Annotated in this window: 14 protein-coding genes; 3 read left to right on the plus strand and 11 right to left on the minus strand. The window is 60.3% G+C overall.

Annotated elements, in window-relative coordinates; genetic code table 11:
• Window positions 1-28: 28 nt before the first annotated feature.
• Window positions 29-1,423: a cardiolipin synthase gene (cls, locus tag AC1DIH_RS05115; RefSeq protein ID WP_477770852.1), complete on the minus strand. Its 1,395-nt coding sequence runs from the start codon at window positions 1,421-1,423 to the stop codon at window positions 29-31.
• A 228-nt stretch (window positions 1,424-1,651) separates the two neighbouring features.
• On the opposite strand from cls, the gene AC1DIH_RS05120 reads away from it, so the two are divergent.
• Together AC1DIH_RS05120 and AC1DIH_RS05125 are read left to right on the plus strand one after the other, a co-directional pair.
• Window positions 1,652-2,380 (plus strand): Crp/Fnr family transcriptional regulator, encoded by a 729-nt coding sequence (locus AC1DIH_RS05120; protein WP_477770853.1) that lies wholly within the window; start codon window positions 1,652-1,654, stop codon window positions 2,378-2,380.
• Window positions 2,381-2,503: 123 nt separating this feature from the next.
• Window positions 2,504-3,199, plus strand: coding sequence for a Crp/Fnr family transcriptional regulator (locus AC1DIH_RS05125; protein WP_477770854.1), 696 nt, complete (start codon window positions 2,504-2,506; stop codon window positions 3,197-3,199).
• Between the two features lie 5 nt (window positions 3,200-3,204).
• Here AC1DIH_RS05125 and AC1DIH_RS05130 read toward each other — a convergent pair whose 3' ends face one another.
• The 4 genes from AC1DIH_RS05130 to AC1DIH_RS05145 form a co-directional block, all read right to left on the minus strand.
• The gene (locus AC1DIH_RS05130) at window positions 3,205-4,056 is read right to left on the minus strand and encodes a sensor histidine kinase (RefSeq protein WP_477770855.1); all 852 of its coding nucleotides are present in this window, start codon (window positions 4,054-4,056) and stop codon (window positions 3,205-3,207) included.
• Window position 4,057: 1 nt separating this feature from the next.
• On the minus strand, window positions 4,058-4,507 hold the full coding sequence (locus AC1DIH_RS05135) for a carboxypeptidase regulatory-like domain-containing protein (protein WP_427528964.1): 450 nt from the start codon (window positions 4,505-4,507) through the stop codon (window positions 4,058-4,060).
• A 125-nt stretch (window positions 4,508-4,632) separates the two neighbouring features.
• The gene (locus AC1DIH_RS05140; protein ID WP_081013818.1) at window positions 4,633-4,791 is read right to left on the minus strand and encodes a DUF3309 family protein; all 159 of its coding nucleotides are present in this window, start codon (window positions 4,789-4,791) and stop codon (window positions 4,633-4,635) included.
• Between the two features lie 529 nt (window positions 4,792-5,320).
• Window positions 5,321-5,881 (minus strand): lipid-binding SYLF domain-containing protein, encoded by a 561-nt coding sequence (locus AC1DIH_RS05145; protein WP_477770856.1) that lies wholly within the window; start codon window positions 5,879-5,881, stop codon window positions 5,321-5,323.
• Between the two features lie 580 nt (window positions 5,882-6,461).
• On the opposite strand from AC1DIH_RS05145, the gene AC1DIH_RS05150 reads away from it, so the two are divergent.
• On the plus strand, window positions 6,462-6,743 hold the full coding sequence (locus AC1DIH_RS05150; protein WP_477770857.1) for a DUF3077 domain-containing protein: 282 nt from the start codon (window positions 6,462-6,464) through the stop codon (window positions 6,741-6,743).
• Between the two features lie 122 nt (window positions 6,744-6,865).
• Here AC1DIH_RS05150 and AC1DIH_RS05155 read toward each other — a convergent pair whose 3' ends face one another.
• The 6 genes from AC1DIH_RS05155 to AC1DIH_RS05180 form a co-directional block, all read right to left on the minus strand.
• Window positions 6,866-7,588: an NAD(P)H-dependent oxidoreductase gene (locus tag AC1DIH_RS05155; protein ID WP_427528863.1), complete on the minus strand. Its 723-nt coding sequence runs from the start codon at window positions 7,586-7,588 to the stop codon at window positions 6,866-6,868.
• Between the two features lie 69 nt (window positions 7,589-7,657).
• A complete protein-coding gene (locus AC1DIH_RS05160; protein ID WP_477770858.1) occupies window positions 7,658-9,073 on the minus strand; it encodes an aldehyde dehydrogenase family protein in 1,416 nt (471 codons plus the stop codon).
• Window positions 9,066-10,256, minus strand: a complete 1,191-nt coding sequence (locus AC1DIH_RS05165; RefSeq protein WP_477770859.1) for a pyridoxal phosphate-dependent aminotransferase — start codon at window positions 10,254-10,256, stop codon at window positions 9,066-9,068. The genes AC1DIH_RS05160 and AC1DIH_RS05165 overlap by 8 nt, the downstream gene beginning before the upstream one ends.
• 42 nt (window positions 10,257-10,298) lie before the next feature.
• The gene (locus tag AC1DIH_RS05170) at window positions 10,299-11,906 is read right to left on the minus strand and encodes a 5-guanidino-2-oxopentanoate decarboxylase (RefSeq protein ID WP_477770860.1); all 1,608 of its coding nucleotides are present in this window, start codon (window positions 11,904-11,906) and stop codon (window positions 10,299-10,301) included.
• A gap of 10 nt (window positions 11,907-11,916) precedes the next feature.
• Entirely contained in the window at window positions 11,917-14,016 is a 2,100-nt protein-coding gene (locus AC1DIH_RS05175; RefSeq protein ID WP_477770861.1) for an acetate--CoA ligase family protein, read from the minus strand.
• 18 nt (window positions 14,017-14,034) lie between these two features.
• Window positions 14,035-15,195 (minus strand): acyl-CoA dehydrogenase family protein, encoded by a 1,161-nt coding sequence (locus AC1DIH_RS05180; RefSeq protein WP_477770862.1) that lies wholly within the window; start codon window positions 15,193-15,195, stop codon window positions 14,035-14,037.
• Window positions 15,196-15,239 lie beyond the last annotated feature (44 nt).

Here is a 15,239-nt window from a genome sequence, read left to right on the forward strand (position 1 = left end):
GCCCGGTTCAAAAGCCCCAGGGGTTGCCTCACAGCCAGTACTCCCAGAGGTGCGCAAACTGCTCCTTGGCTCTTACGTCAAGGGAACGCCGCTGCCACTTCTCAAGCGTAATTTCGTTCGACTTCAGCAGGTCCGCGAGGAACGCTGCACGCATTTTCTCGCCGAATCCGCTGCCCAATATCACGACGTTGACTTCCTGATTGTGCAAAAAACTCCGCCAGTCAAGATTGGTAGAGCCGACCGTGGACCAGACACCATCGATCACCGCGGTTTTGACATGCAGCAAGGCATCGCGGCGTTCGTAGAGCTTGACGCCGGCCTCCAGCAGCTCGGTGTAGTGCCTGCGGCCAGCGTTGAATACCAGCCAGGAATCAGTGCTGCTGGGCAGCAGCAGCTTCACATCGACGCCGCGTGCCACTGCGTTCTTGAGCTCCGTCAGCAACTGCGGATCGGGCACGAAGTAGGCGTTAGTCAGCCAGATTTCGGTTTGCGCACTGCGTAGCGCCGAAATCAGCGTGGCGTAGATCAGGCTGTAGGGTTCGTCTGGCGAGCTGCCGATGGCGCGCACGACCTCGTGGCCTTTGCGTTCGGTTTGCGGGAAGTAATGGCGTGCCGCAAGCGGTTTGCCTCTCTGCTTTTGCCACGTCTCGATAAACAGCTTTTGCAGTTCAGCCACGGCCGGCCCTTCAACCCGCAGGTCAGTGTCGCGCCAAGGCAACTTGCCGCCGGGCTTGACCTTGGCGTTCAGGCTGAACGAGTTGCCTGAATGGACACTGCTCACGTTGATACCGCCGAGGAAGGCAACGCGGCCATCAACGATCAGTAGCTTACGATGATCCCGCTGGTTCACTTGCCACCCAGCCTTGGCGGTCGCTGGATTGACCGGATTGAATTCCAGCACATTGATGCCCGCAGCGGTCAGTCGGGTAAAAAAAGCCGAAGGTGTGCTGAGGGTCCCAACGCTGTCCCGGATCAGATTGACCTGCACCCCAGCCGCCTGTTTGGCAATCAGCGCTGCGGCAAAGCGCTCGCCGATTTCATCGTCGTCAAAAATGTAACTCTCGATATTGATGTGATCACGCGCGCTGCCAATCGCAGAAATCATTGATTGGTAGGTAGTCGGACCGTTCTGTAGCAGTTCGACCTTGTTGCCGTCCGTCAGCGGGCTGCCGACGATGGCCTCCTCGATCGCCATATGCAGGTCGAAGATGTTCGTCTGGACGCCTTTGGCCTTCAAACGGTCAATAACGGCCTTGCTACGTTCGGCTGACAGCGGTCCATGCGTACTGTCGATCTTCACAGAGGCCGGGTTGGTGTAGGCCATATCGGGAACGATGGTGGGCAACGAACCACACGCCACCAGCAGTGTCAGGCTCGGCACTGTCAGCGTTCGCAGCAAAATCCGGATGGAAAACAGGTTCATGCAGCCTCCGCCCGAAACTGAAGGGATGCGCAGTAACTGAGCACAGTTTCGGTGCGATAACGCTCTTAAATCTAGACTCTGCACGGCCGCCCTGCGGCTTTTTTATCGCTGACAGCGGATTTGAATGCATGCAGTAATACCGACAGACGGTTAAGCACGGTCATGTACGCAGCACGCCATGGATTAATCTGTAGCGATAGGGAATCTCAACTTCGGACGGTGGCTGAAATGCCTGATGCTCCAAAGCCACAACAAAACCATCTGCTGGCGGCCCTGCCCGCGCAATCGCTGGAGCGTTTGCTGCCGCACCTCGAGCCGATCACCCTGCCGCTCGGCAAGGTGCTCTACGAGTCCGGGGATGCCCTGCGACACGTCTACTTCCCCACCGACTCCATCGTGTCCTTGCTGTACGTGATGGAAAACGGCGCCTCGGCAGAAATTTCAGTGGTCGGTAATGAAGGCTTGATCGGCATTGCCGTCTTCATGGGTGGCGAAAGCACGCCGAGCCGGGCAATTGTCCAGAGTGCCGGGCATGCCTTCCGGTTACCCGGCCAGCGACTCAAGGATGAGTTCAACCGCCACGGGGAGATGCTCCTGCTGATGTTGCGCTACACCCAGGCATTGATCACCCAGATGGCCCAGACTGCGGTGTGCAACCGCCATCACTCGATTGACCAACAATTGTGCCGTTGGCTGCTGCTATCCCTCGATCGCCTGCAAGACAATCAACTGATCATGACCCAGGAATTGATCGCCAACATGCTCGGCGTACGTCGTGAAGGCGTGACCGATGCCGCCGGCAAGCTGCAACGCCTCGGCGTTATCGAGTACAGCCGTGGCCACATCAAGGTGCTGGACAGAGCCGCGCTCGAGCAACTGAGCTGCGAGTGCTACGCGGTGGTCAGAAAAGAAACCGAGCGCCTGCTGCCTTACGTTCCGCTAAAGCCAACCCGCTGACTGCCAGTGCCTGCGTGTTCTAGCGAACAGACCGGCCTGCCAGAGTCACCCACACTTAAAACATGAGACGGCCCCGGCACCTGTCCCGCCCATCCAGGGCCCACTGTGCCGCAGGATCTGCGCATGCCAATTACGTCAGGGCAACCAATAGAAAACCGGCTACTCCAGGGGCTGTCGAAGACTGACTACAGCCGGCTGCAAGCACAGTGCGATAACGTCGAACTGGCGTTTGGCACTGTCCTGTTCGAACCGGGCCATCCGATCCTGCATGTGTATTTCCCTCAAACAGCGCTCATCGCTGAAGTGGTGACGTTGTACCGCCACCCTCCTCTGCACATGAGCCTGATCGGCAATGAAGGAATGCTTGGGGCGACACTCGCTCTGGGGGTTAATACCGCCCCCATGCGCGCCGTGGTGCAAGGCGCCGGCACGTGCCTGAGGATGAGAGGCTTGCAGTTGCAGGTCGCACTGCGAGAGAGCCCGTTATTGTTGCGCAGGCTCAATCAGTACCTGTACGTGCAGATGATGCAGCTCGCTCAAACCGCCGCCTGTACCCATTTTCACGAGATTGAGCCACGCCTGGCGCGCTGGTTGCTGATGACCCACGATCGCGCGCACGCCAATCACTTTCATCTGACCCACATGTCCCTTGCGGACATGCTCGGGGTTCGGCGCAGCGGCGTGACATTGGCCGCCGGCATGCTGCAACAGCGTGGATTGATCCGTTACACCCGTGGTGAAATCACGATTCTTGACCGCAAGGGATTGGAAGCGGCGTCATGCGAGTGCTATAGCGACACTCTCTCGACTCCGTTATGACGCAGTTATCGTGGTAAGGGAAAGGTCGCCGTGAACGTAGTGCCGCCTTCTATCGAGGAAGTCACCCTGATATCGCCGTGATGCGCCCTGACAATCTCTCTCACAATGAACAGGCCGAGCCCGACACTGCGCAGTTTTGCATTATCGTGACTGCCGCGAATCATCGGTTCGAACACGTTGTCGAGCAACTCCGAGGGTATCGGCGTGCCAAGGTTGTGCACGGTAATGATTACCTGGTCCTCGAAGCACGAAGACACCGTGACCCCACCCTCAGCCATGCCATAGGCAATCGCGTTGGCAACCAGATTGCCAATAAGCTGATGGATCCGGTCACTGTCGGCGATGAAATGACCTTGGCCGATACAAAGATGGGTCAGCGTGTGCTCAGGGAACACCAGACTCAGTTCATCCAGGCATTCGCCCACCAATGCGTGCAAATCAACCGGTTTGGGGGAAACCGCCATGCTTCGCCCGACTTGCCTCAGGGTGAAGTCCAGCAGGTCTGCCACCAGACGTTGCGCGCGCTCTGCAGCGTGCGTGATGTGGCCGAGTATTTGTGCTTGCTTGGGAGGCAGGTCAAGACATCCGAGCAATTGCGAAGCCATTTTTATCGCCGCCAACGGATTGCGCAGGTCGTGACTGACAATCCCGATCAGCTGTTCGGCGAACAGCGCCCGCTCTTCTGCCGCGGCGTAGTTGCTCCATAACGCATCCTGTGCAACGTCCATCGCATAGTCGGCCTTGAGGTTCATCGGCAGATACCGCTCGGCAAGCATGCGGGCAGCGAGAGGCCGGTCATCTGTCTTGAACGGCCTCACCTCATGAAACGTGCCGTGGTACGCCATACTCGGTTGCACGCTATTCACTCCAGTGTAGGTTCAGCGTTTCGATGGATTTACCGCCGACTGAAATGGTGTGGCGCTCTTCATGGCCATTCAAACTGGCAATGACCAGGTATTTGTTTGCCGGCAATTGCGCGTACACGATGGGCCCCACCTGACTCAGCGACAACAGGGGGCTACCTTTTTCGCTCTGGATCACCACGTCGACATTGCTGACGTACTGATTGGCAGGTCCGGTTGAAAAGGTCATGTGAAGGTTGTAGCCCTGGGTCTGGAGCAAGGCCTTTGACTCATCAAGGCCGATGCCTCCCGTCAGATAGCGGATGCCATTTTGCTCCTGCGGTTCCAACTGCACGGCCGACATGTCGACCGGCTCTGCGGTGGCTGCATGCAGCACCACGGGAGACAATCCCAGCAATAGGGCCAGGGTGAGTCTTGAAAGCGTCAGTGAATGACTGAATAACATGAGGGTTTTCATATTTTCTCCGGTAAATAACCAGCAGTAATCTGCCTGGTACTCAGAGTGCGCGTAGTGGCCGGATTGAGTCTGTGCGCTAGTGCACGGAGGTGTGCGTGTTTTATTAGCGGGTGTCAGATTCTCCCTAATAAAAGCAACACAACCAGGACAATAACGACCACGCCTAATAAACCGCTCGGTGCATAGCCCCAGCTTCGGCTGTGCGGCCAAGTCGGAATAGCGCCAACCAGCAGCAAAATCAGCAGGATCAACAGTATGGTTCCCAAGCTCATGGCTTTTCTCCTTGAGTCTGCAAGTAAGTGGATGTTGTGCAGGCGGTGAGACCTTGATCTGTGCAGTGCAGGCTACCAACATGACGCAAGTACCCGGTGCGGTCTGTACGGCAACACACATATCGTCAGTGTTTGATTGATCAGAGGCGCAGTCGTTGTTATTCCGCTTGTGCAACGTTTTTTGCGTTATTTAGATTGCCCAGTGTGTGATGGCGTACAGAACGCTGCGACGATCAGGCACAGAATAAAAATAACCACAGAGTAGCCTTCGCTGCAGCAGGTAACACCATGAACACGATGACCGAATCCGCCCTGGTACGCCGTATTAATGCACGGTGCCATCCCTTGATGCGCTACCTCCACAAATTAAGTGGCGTACGCTATTTGGCCGTCTATGACGCCGGCAGTTATGAACTGAACCCTATAAACGGCCACGCAAAACACGCGAACGACAGCGAGTTAGCCAATACGGAAGTCTGGGAGAGACTGCCTTAGGCAGCCTCTCGAACCCAGAGCTACGTTGTCGAATTTATCGTTTGATCAGCGAAATCTTGGTGCCTTCAATACTGACGCCCGCCATCAAGCCTTGCTGGCCAAAGACAAACGCATAAGCATCGTCTTTCAATGTCGAGCTCGACAGATTTTTCGCCACCCCTTCATCAACCACAACAACCGTAGGGCCTACGCCAACTTCCCAGCCCTTGGTCTCACGTACATACTTGACCGCTTTGTCAGTCATCAGGAACACGGCATACGCATAGGACTGGGCCCCGGCCTGTAAACCCCATGAGCCGGTCACGGTGTTGTAGTAATTATCAACTTTTGAACCGCTGAACATGACCCCCTCGCCATAACTGCCACCAAATACCAGACCCGCCTTGATAACTTTAGGGAATACGAGCACCGCCTTGGCAGTGCGCGACATGGTCTCGGCCACCGGGTTAGCTTTGTAGAGCATTTGCAAGGCATGCCGCGAATCCTGTTCCAGGTCCGCGGCCGTTGCGGCGCTTGCGGTATTAAGCAAACCTGTTGAGGCCAGTGACAGGGTTGTGAGGGCGATAAACAGCAGTGAGCGTAATGAAGTTGTCATGGTTGTACTCCAATGCCAGCGATACACACGATGCGGCAAGCTGATAATCAGCAGGATGGGTAGCCGCGACTGTCTATTAGAGTGTAGTAGCGACCGGGCCATGTCTGTTCGGTGGCGCACACACCGCCAGCCGCTGAAAGGCTTCAATCGTGGTGCAGCCAGCGCGAATTCCGCTCTGGATGAGGCCACTGGTTTTGCGGGCGGCGCCATAAGCGAGTGTTGTCGGAATGATCAACACTCTCAAGACAGTGGAGATCCCTGTGGGAGCGAGCCTGCTCGCGATGGCGGTGTATCAGGTCGCTTCGATGTTGGATTTGCCGACGTCATCGCGAGCAAGCTCGCTCCCACAGGGTTTCGTGTGTTTATGCCGAGCGGCGCGGTGTCAGTCGAGGGCTACGCGGCCTTGAGTTGTGACCTACACCTGTGCCAGAACCCGCTGGCTTGTGTGTCTGGCAGCGGTTCTCTATCGTTTCCGTGTCGCTGAATGTCCAGTGACCGGGTGTGAGAATCCGAAACAATCAAGGGTGTAACAGCGCCCTACATGACATGTAGTGGCTCCCAACAGTCAAGGAGCTAGACAATGCCCCACCCTCAGCCTCTGAAAACCGCCGGCCTCACCCCGTTTTCCATCCACAACGATCAAGCCCTGTTCCGCGTCAACAGCGGCGTGCCGATCCGCGAGGCGTTGTCCCACGTATCTGATTTGCTCCATCTCTCCAAACTCCTGGCCGAAGACGCGGCCATGGAACGCAGCACCGACCGCTATGCCTGGGCAGCGCACTACTTGCAGGAAATGAGCAAGGCGGTGATCGATGATATGGTGAAAGTGCTGGGCGCGGTGGACGGCCAGCGCACTCAGTAAGCACCTACGCATAACCTGTGGGAGCGAGCCTGCTCGCGATGCGGTGTTTCATTCAACATCAATGCTGACTGACAGTTCGCTATCGCGAGCAGGCTCGCTCCCACAAGGGTATGTGGTGTTGATCAGACGTCGGCGGTTGCCGGGTTGCGCAACGGATAGAGTTGTTCATCGAACTGCGACAAGCGCGGGAATTCCAGTGGCTGTTCATCGCCAAGGTGCTCCAGCCGCAGGCGATAATCTTCCAGAAACGCCTGGCGCGCCTCATCGCTGATGTAAGGCACATGCCAGGCCACGAACGGTTCCAGCACCTCAAACCCGACGTAAGCCAGCGTGCCGCGCAAGATCGGCCGCAGCATGTCCTGCAACGGGCCGTGAATCGCATCCTCACCGAACATATGTTCGCGTCCGCCCAGCGTTACGCTCACCAGCGCCTTCTTGCCGCTCAACCCGCCCTGATCGTAAAAACGCTTGCCGCCGTAGCAGACGCCGGATACCAGCACCCGGTCGATCCAGCCCTTGAGCATGGCCGGGGCGGAGAACCAGAAAATCGGGAAGTTGAGGATCAGCAAGTCCGCCCACAGCAGCTTGTCGAGTTCCGACTGGATATCCGCCGCCAGCGACTGGCTCTTCACGCCCAAACGTTGCTCCAGCGCATAGACCAGGTACTCCGGGTTCTCCCGCGAAGAAAAGTCATTGCTGCTTGCCACCGGGTTCCAGTTCATCGCGTACAGGTCACTGACCTGGACCTCATGCCCTTGGGCTTCAAGGGTCGCGACAGCCTGGTCACGCAGCGCAGCGGTAAACGATTTCGGCTCCGGATGGGCGTGGACGATCAGTACTTTCATGGCAATTCCTTGGACGTTTGCACGCTTTGTGTTTGAAGGCAGTAAAGGGTACGTGGACTCATCGCGAGATCACACCTGGATCGCCTTCACTTCGACGAATTCGTTGAGCCCCTCCTCCCCCCATTCGCGGCCGTTACCCGACTGTTTGTAACCACCGAACGGCGCCTGATAGTTGAACGCGGCACCATTGAGGAAACACTGGCCCGCACGCAATTGACGACCGAGTTGCAAGGCCCGATCTGCGCTGCCGGCCCAGATACCGCTGGACAGGCCAAACGGTGAATCATTGGCGATCTGAATCGCTTGCGCCTCGTCGGTGTAGGGAATCAGGCACAGCACCGGGCCGAAGATTTCTTCCTGAGCGATGCGCATCCGGTTGTCGACTTCGGCGAACAGTGTCGGGCTGACGTAGTAGCCACGCTCGAACGCTTGCGCCGTATCGCCGCCACACACCAGCCGCGCGCCTTCCTGCTGACCGACCTGAATGTAGTCGCGCACGGTACGCCGTTGGGCCGCCGAACACATCGGCCCGAGGAAGCTCTGCGGGTCGAGCGGATCGCCCATGCGCAAGCTCAAGGTTTCTGCCAGTGCCAGTTCCACCGCCTCGGCGTAACGACTGGCCGGCAGCAGCATGCGGGTCAACGCGGTGCAGGTCTGCCCGGAGTTAATCATCACGTCCTGCACGCCGTAGCGCACGGCGGCGGCCAGATCCGCATCCTCAGCAATCAGCAGCGGCGACTTGCCGCCCAGTTCCAGGCAGACGCGCTTCACCGACGGAGCCGCCGCTTGCGCCACCCGCACGCCGGCGCCGGTGGAACCGGTGAACGACACCATGTCGACGTCCGGGTGTTTGGCCAATGCTTCGCCGACCTTCGAACCCGGCCCGCTGACCAGGTTGAACACCCCGGCCGGCAAGCCGATGGCCTCGATCATTTGCGCCAGTAAAAACGCATGCAGCGGGGTTTCCTGACTCGGCTTGACCACCACCGTGCAACCGGCCGCCAGCGCTGGTGCGAGCTTGCCGATCAGTTGATGCAACGGGTAGTTCCATGGGTTGATGAAGGCACAAACGCCCACCGGTTCCCGAATCACCAGCGAATTGCCGACCTCGCGCACCTCATCCATCAAGCTGGCGAGTTCGACGTATTGCTCCAGGCCGATGATTGGCCCGTCCACCTGAACCGAACGACACCATTGCACCGGCATTCCCAGTTCGGCGGTGATCAGCGCGGCCATCTCGTCGGCCCGTGCGCGCAACTGCTCGGCGAGGGCGCGGATGTAGCCGGCGCGTACGCTGGACGGTGTCCGCGACCATGGTCCAAAGGCCCGACGTGCTGCGGCCACCGCGCTCTCGACATCACGCTCATCACCCAGCGGCACCGAACCTGCCACTTCCTCGGTGGCCGGGTTGATCACCTCGGCGATGCCCTGCCCCGACGGCGTTTGCCAGCGGCCATCAATAAACAGCGCGGTGTGGTTATGCATGGACCTGGGCCTCCATCAGTTCACTGGCACACCGGGCAATCCGCTGGCAGGCATCGCGCAACGGTTCTGCTCCCACCACCAGTCCCAGACGAATATGCCCGGCAGCACTCGGGCCGAACGCTTCACCGGCCAGCACCGACACACCATGCCGGTCGAGCAAACGATCGGCGAACGCCTGGGCGCTGAGCCCGGTTTCGCGAATGTCGACCATCACGAACATCCCGCCATCCGGCTTCAACGGCCGCACACCGGGGCAATCGGCGAGGGATTCACAGACCAGGTCGCGGCGCTGGCGATAGGCATCGCGCATGGCGGCCAGCTCCGGCAAGTTGCTTTCCAGCGCCACGACGGCGGCGTCCTGAACGAAGTCCGGCGAGCCATAAAGCATGCACAGCGCGAGGTTTTCCAGATGCGCCGCGAGGGATGTTGGCGCCACCACCCAGCCGACGCGCCAGCCGGTCATGGCGTGGGATTTCGACAGGCTGTTGAGCGTCGCGGTGCGCTCGGCCATGCCCGGCAAACTGGCCGGGCTGACGTGTTCACCCTCAAACAGCAGCTCGCTGTAGACCTCATCAGAAATCAGCCACAGGTCGTGGGCGATGCACAGTTCGGCCAGCGCCTGCCAGGTGGTGCGCGGCAGGCTGGCGCCCGAAGGGTTGTGCGGGCTGTTCAGCGCCAGTGCCCGAGTGCGCGGGGTGATGCGGGTGGCAACGTCTTCGGGAAGCACCCGAAAGCCGTTCTCGGAACGCACCGGAACCGGGACTACCACAGCGCCGCAAGCACCGAACACCGCTTCATAAGTGACATACATCGGCTCGGCGACAATCACTTCATCACCTGGGTTGAGCACGCACTGGGCGACGCTGAACAGCGCACATTGCGCCCCGGCCAGCACCGTGACCTGATCGGCCGAAACCCGCTGGCCGCTGCGTTGCTGGTGACGCTTGGCGATGCTTTCACGCAACGCACGCTTGCCACGCACCTCTGCATAGTGAGTGTTGCCGGACAACAGGCTGTCGATAGCCGCCTGCACGATCGGCACTGGCGTATCGAAATCCGGGTCGCCTACCGACAGCAGCAGAATGTCTTCGCCCTGTTCTTGCCGCGCCAGTGCGCGGTAGTGAATGTCCCAGGCGGCGGCGCCGTCACCGGCGATACGTTGAGTCAGATCGGAAAAGCGCATGGCCCCATCCCCTTTTAAAAAGCCCGAAACAATGTTTGGAAGTCAGTGCGCGCACGCATGCTTGAGTTCGATCAGGGTCACGCCGTTGCGTTTGAAGCCGTGGCGCAAATCGGTTTGTAGCTCAGCCAGACTCTGCGGCTGGCTCACGCTGCAGCCGAACGCCCGGCCAAGGGCGGCGAAGTCCGGGTTGCGCGGCAGTACGCCAATCGGCTCGATATCCAGCCCGAGCATGTCGTCGCGAATCTGCCCCAACGCGTCGTTGTTCCACAGCAGCACCACCAGTGGGCTGTCCAGTTCCTCGACGGCAGTCGCCAGTTCTTGCGCGGTGTAGAGAAAACCGCCGTCGCCAACCAGCACCAGCCCGGGCCGTTGCGGCGCACCGAACTTGGCGCCGATGCCCGCCGGCAGGCCATAACCCAAGGTGCCGTAGCCGGTCGGATGCAGCCAACTGCGCGGCGCCAGGCTGTTGAAGGCGTAGTTGCCGGTGTAGGCCAGTTGGGTCATGTCAGTGCTGATAAAGGCGTTGTCCGGCAGCTCGGCGGCGATACGCTCAAGAATTGCCTGATGGATCGACTGCAACGGACCGTGGCCGGCCTTCACTGCTGCACGCAATGCAGCGACTGCCTCTATTGGCGCACTGGCATCGCGGGTGGCGGGCGACAGGCGCTCAAGTAACGCCGCCAGGGTTTGTTGCGCATCGCCGTGCAACGCCACCGCGCATGGATAAAAGTCGTTGAACTTGCGCGGGTCGATGTCCACGCGCAGCAGTTCGGCTTTCAGCGGCAGACGCTCGCGCCAGAAATCGGTGTCGGCCATTTCGGTGCCGACCGCCAGCACCACATCGGCTTCGGCGATCAGTTGCCAACCCGGCTCTACGCACAAAGTCGAGCCGGCATTCAGCGGTGCATCCGGCGGCAACAAGCCTTTGCCAGCGACACTGGTGAAAAACGGTGCAGCCAGCCGGGTGCTGAGGCTCTGAAGTTCCTGCGCCGCGTTCAGCGCGCCGCCACCGGCAATGATCATCGGCCGCTTGGCCGCTTGCAGCTTGGCCACGGCTTGATCCAGCGCAGTTGCTGCCGGTACGCCGCGGCCGGGCCGACGCACCACTTCATGGCTCCAATCACGAGTGACCTGCGCTGACAGCACATCCAGCGGCACAGAGATGTGTACCGGCCGTGGCCGTTCGCTGTCGAACACTGCATAGGCACGGGCGATCAGCTCCGGCAGGTCCTCGGTGCTCAGCGCCACTGCCGAGAACGCGGTGATTGGCGCGGTCATGGCGCGCTGGTCCTGGGTTTCGTGCAGGCAACCCCAACCCTTGCCGAGGCTGGCAGTGTGGTTGACGCTGGAAATCACCAGCATCGGAATCGAGTCGGCATAAGCCTGACCGATGCCGGTCGCGGCGTTGGTCACGCCCGGCCCGGTGATGATGAAGCACACGCCGGGTTTGCCGCTGACCCGCGCATAACCGTCGGCCATGAAACTGGCTCCTTGCTCGTGTCGGGTCAACACGTGGCGAATGCCGCTGCCGGGCAGGCCGCGATACAGCTCCAGGGTGTGTACCCCGGGAATCCCGAATACGGTGTCGACGCCGTAGTTGGCCAGCAGGCGTACCAGGGCCTGGCCGCCGGTCAAAGTTGTGGTTTGCATGTTCATATCCTCACGTGTGGCCGAGGCGAATCAACGCATCGACCGCTGTCGTGCCGTGGGCACCGACCAGCAATGGGTTCACATCGAGTTCCAGCAACTGTCCGGCGTTTTCGCAGGCGTAATCGGCCACGGCACGAATCGCCGCCACCAATGCGTCCAGATCTGCCGCTTCACGACCGCGAAAACCTTGCAGCAACGCGGCACTGCGCAGGCTCAACAACGCGCTGCGAATCGCACCATCGGTGGTCGGCAGCAGCAGGCTGCGGCTGTCCTTGAGCAACTCCACCAGAATTCCGCCGGCACCGATTACCAAGGCCAGACCGAAATCGTTTTCACGCTTGATGCCGACAATCAGTTCGGCCAATGGCGGTGTAGCCATGGGCTCCAGCAGCACCCGATCGAACGGCACATTCGGTGCGTAATCGGCAATGCTCGCGCGCATCTTTTCCAGCGCGGCACTCAGGGCCGCGCCATCCTTGAGGTTGAGCGCCACGGCACCGGCTTCGGTTTTGTGCGGCAATTGCGCGCTGAGCGCCTTCAGCACCAACGGGTAACCCAGCGCTTTAGCGTCATTCAGTGCCTGGTCCGGGATGCTTAACACGCCGTTTGGAGTCGGCAGACCAAATGCACGCAGGGCCTGTTTGGAGTCCCACTCGTTGAGCAAGCGACCTTCGCCATCCAGGGCCTGCGGGCACAGCGGCACCAGCGCCGATTCGCCAAGGGCCAGCAACGCCTGACGATTGCGCTGATAGCCGGCGATTCGGCCCCACGCGGCCAGCCCGTCTTCCACGCCTTGCAACGCCGCCACGCCTTGAGCATGCAACCGCTCGCGGGCACTGGCCGGTAGCAGTTCGGGAAAGGCCGAGGTGACGAAACCGGTCTTGCCGTGACGGACCAACGCCTGGCAGTACAGCTCCAGCAGCAAGTCGCACTCTTTGCGCTCGCCAGTGAACTCTGCCGGATAGTCCAGCACCAGCATCGCCGCATCGGCTTCAGTGCGCAGGGCACTGTCGAGCATGTGGTTCAAGGCATCGCCATCGCCCCAGATTGCGGTGGTGAAATCCAGCGGATTGACCAGGTTGGCGTAGCTCGGCAACACCTGCGCCAGCTCATCGGTTTGACGCTCATCGAGCTTGGGCAGGCTCAGGTCGTTACGTTCGGCGTAGTCGGCAATCAGCCCGGCGTCACCGCCCGAACAGGCCAGCGCAATCAGGCTGTTGCCCGCGGGGAGCTTGCCGCACGCCGCGGCCTTGAGGGTTTCGACGAAACTCACCGGGCCACTGACGCGGATTACCCCAAGCCGTGCGAACAGGCTGTCGTACAGCGCATCGGAGCCCGACAGCGAGCTGGTGTGACTGAGGGCCAGTTCGGCGCCGATCTGCGACACGCCGGTTTTCAAGGCGATGATCGGAATGCCTTTCTCCAGCGCCTTGTGCGCTGCCCGGGCAAACCCCGGAACATTTTTCAGGCCTTCCAGGTGCAAGCCAATGGCAGTGACCCGAGGTTCGTCGAGCAGCACGTCCATCAATTCGGCGATACCGAGTTGCGCCTGATTACCAACCGAGGCCATGTAGGCCACCGGCAACGAACGGTCGCTCATCGACAGGTTGTAAGCGAAGTTGCCGCTCTGGGTCAGCACCGCGACGCCCTGCTCCACCGGTTTGCCGCCGTGGGCCACCGGCCACAACGCCGCGCTGTGCAAATAATCCAGCAAGCCGTAGCAGTTAGGCCCGAGCAAGGCCATGTTGCCGGCGACCTTGAGCAACTGTTGTTGCAGTGCCTGACCTTTAGCGCCGGTCTCGGCAAAACCGGAGGCGTAGCAAATCACCCCGCCCGCGCCTTTGGCGGCCAGTTCGGCGACGCAGGTCAGGGTCAGTTCACGGTTGGTCGCGACAAACACCGCATCCGGGCCGCACGGCAGTTCGGCGATGCTGCGCACACACGGCACGCCTTCAAGGCTTTCATGTTGCGGGTTGACCAGCCACAGTTGCCCAAGGTAGCCACCTTCAGCGCAGCGCTTAAGGGCCCGAGCCATGCTGCGGCCACCGACAAACGCCAGATGGCGCGGCGCGAGCAGGCGTTTGAGGTTGTCACGAATCGTCTGGGACATGGGTATTCTCCGGGGCGATCAGCGCAACAGCGGCCGCAGCAGTTCGCGGGAAATGATGTGGCGCTGGATTTCCGAAGTGCCCTCCCAGATCCGCTCGATCCGCGCGTTACGCCAGATGCGCTCCACCGGCCCTTCATCCATCAGGCCCATGCCACCAAAAATCTGCACCGCCTCATCGGCCGCCCGACCGAGCACTTCACTGGCGAACAGCTTGGCCATTCCGGCCTCGCCATCGGTCATCGTGCCTTGATCCATTTTCCACGCCGTGTGCAAGGTCAGCAGTTCAGCAGCGCGGATCTGCGTCGCCATGTCGGCCAACTTGAATGACACGCCCTGATAGCTGCCGATCGGCTGGCCGAACTGCTTGCGATCCGCCGCCCATTGCAGCGACACATCGAGTGCGCGCTGTGCCTGGCCGACGCAGTTGGCGGCGACCATCACTCGCCCGGCCGTCAGCCAGGCGTTGGCGACTTCCCAACCCTTGCCGACTTCGCCGAGCACTTTGGAGGCCGGTACGCGGCAATCGTCGAAGAACATTTCGAAGGTGTGGTAACCGCGGTTGCTCACGCACTTCGGCCCACGGCGAATGGTCATGCCCGGGGTATCGCGATCCACCAGGAACGAGGTCACGGCGTTGCGCTTGCGGCCGTTGTGTTCGTAGGTGTCGGTGACCGCGAAAACGATGGCGAAATCGGCGTGCCCGGCGTGGCTGATGAAGTGCTTGCTGCCGTTGAGCACAAAGTCATCACCGTCACGCACCGCGCGGGTCTTGATCGCGTTGGCATCGGAACCGGCGCCCGGTTCGGTCAACGCGAAGCAGTCGATCTTCTCGCCCTGGATGCACGGCAACAGGTAATCGTCGATCTGCTGGCCGGTGCAGGCCATGAGGATTTTCGACGGCCGTGCGACAAACACATGCAGCGCCCAGGAAACCTTGGACAGCTCCCGTTCGATCAGCGCCTGTGACAGGTAATCAAGGCCGCCACCGCCGACTTCTTCAGGCATGTTGAAGGCATAGAAGCCCGCCGCGATGGCCTTGCCGCGAATCTGTGCCGCCAGCTCCGGAGAGACTTCGTCGGCGCGATCGACCGCTTCCTCGTGGGGCAGCAATTCCTTGGCGACAAAGCTGCGGACCGCATCCACCAACATTTCTTGTTCTTGGGTCAGTTGGAAATTCATGGTGTTACCTGTTGTTCGTTCACTGAATAGATGAGCTGCGCGGG

This window comes from Pseudomonas sp. 05N36, assembly GCF_056397385.1.

Excerpts from the sequence above, each read along its gene's own strand:
- AC1DIH_RS05135 (WP_427528964.1), bottom strand. The coding sequence starts at position 4,507 with ATGTTATTCAGTCATTCACTGACGCTTTCAAGACTCACCCTGGCCCTA.
- AC1DIH_RS05125 (WP_477770854.1), top strand. The coding sequence starts at position 2,504 with ATGCCAATTACGTCAGGGCAACCAATAGAAAACCGGCTACTCCAGGGG.
- AC1DIH_RS05180 (WP_477770862.1), bottom strand. The coding sequence starts at position 15,195 with ATGAATTTCCAACTGACCCAAGAACAAGAAATGTTGGTGGATGCGGTC.
- AC1DIH_RS05120 (WP_477770853.1), top strand. The coding sequence starts at position 1,652 with ATGCCTGATGCTCCAAAGCCACAACAAAACCATCTGCTGGCGGCCCTG.
- AC1DIH_RS05165 (WP_477770859.1), bottom strand. The coding sequence starts at position 10,256 with ATGCGCTTTTCCGATCTGACTCAACGTATCGCCGGTGACGGCGCCGCC.
- cls (WP_477770852.1), bottom strand. The coding sequence starts at position 1,423 with ATGAACCTGTTTTCCATCCGGATTTTGCTGCGAACGCTGACAGTGCCG.
- AC1DIH_RS05170 (WP_477770860.1), bottom strand. The coding sequence starts at position 11,906 with ATGCAAACCACAACTTTGACCGGCGGCCAGGCCCTGGTACGCCTGCTG.
- AC1DIH_RS05155 (WP_427528863.1), bottom strand. The coding sequence starts at position 7,588 with ATGAAAGTACTGATCGTCCACGCCCATCCGGAGCCGAAATCGTTTACC.
- AC1DIH_RS05175 (WP_477770861.1), bottom strand. The coding sequence starts at position 14,016 with ATGTCCCAGACGATTCGTGACAACCTCAAACGCCTGCTCGCGCCGCGC.
- AC1DIH_RS05160 (WP_477770858.1), bottom strand. The coding sequence starts at position 9,073 with ATGCATAACCACACCGCGCTGTTTATTGATGGCCGCTGGCAAACGCCG.
- AC1DIH_RS05140 (WP_081013818.1), bottom strand. The coding sequence starts at position 4,791 with ATGAGCTTGGGAACCATACTGTTGATCCTGCTGATTTTGCTGCTGGTT.
- AC1DIH_RS05150 (WP_477770857.1), top strand. The coding sequence starts at position 6,462 with ATGCCCCACCCTCAGCCTCTGAAAACCGCCGGCCTCACCCCGTTTTCC.
- AC1DIH_RS05145 (WP_477770856.1), bottom strand. The coding sequence starts at position 5,881 with ATGACAACTTCATTACGCTCACTGCTGTTTATCGCCCTCACAACCCTG.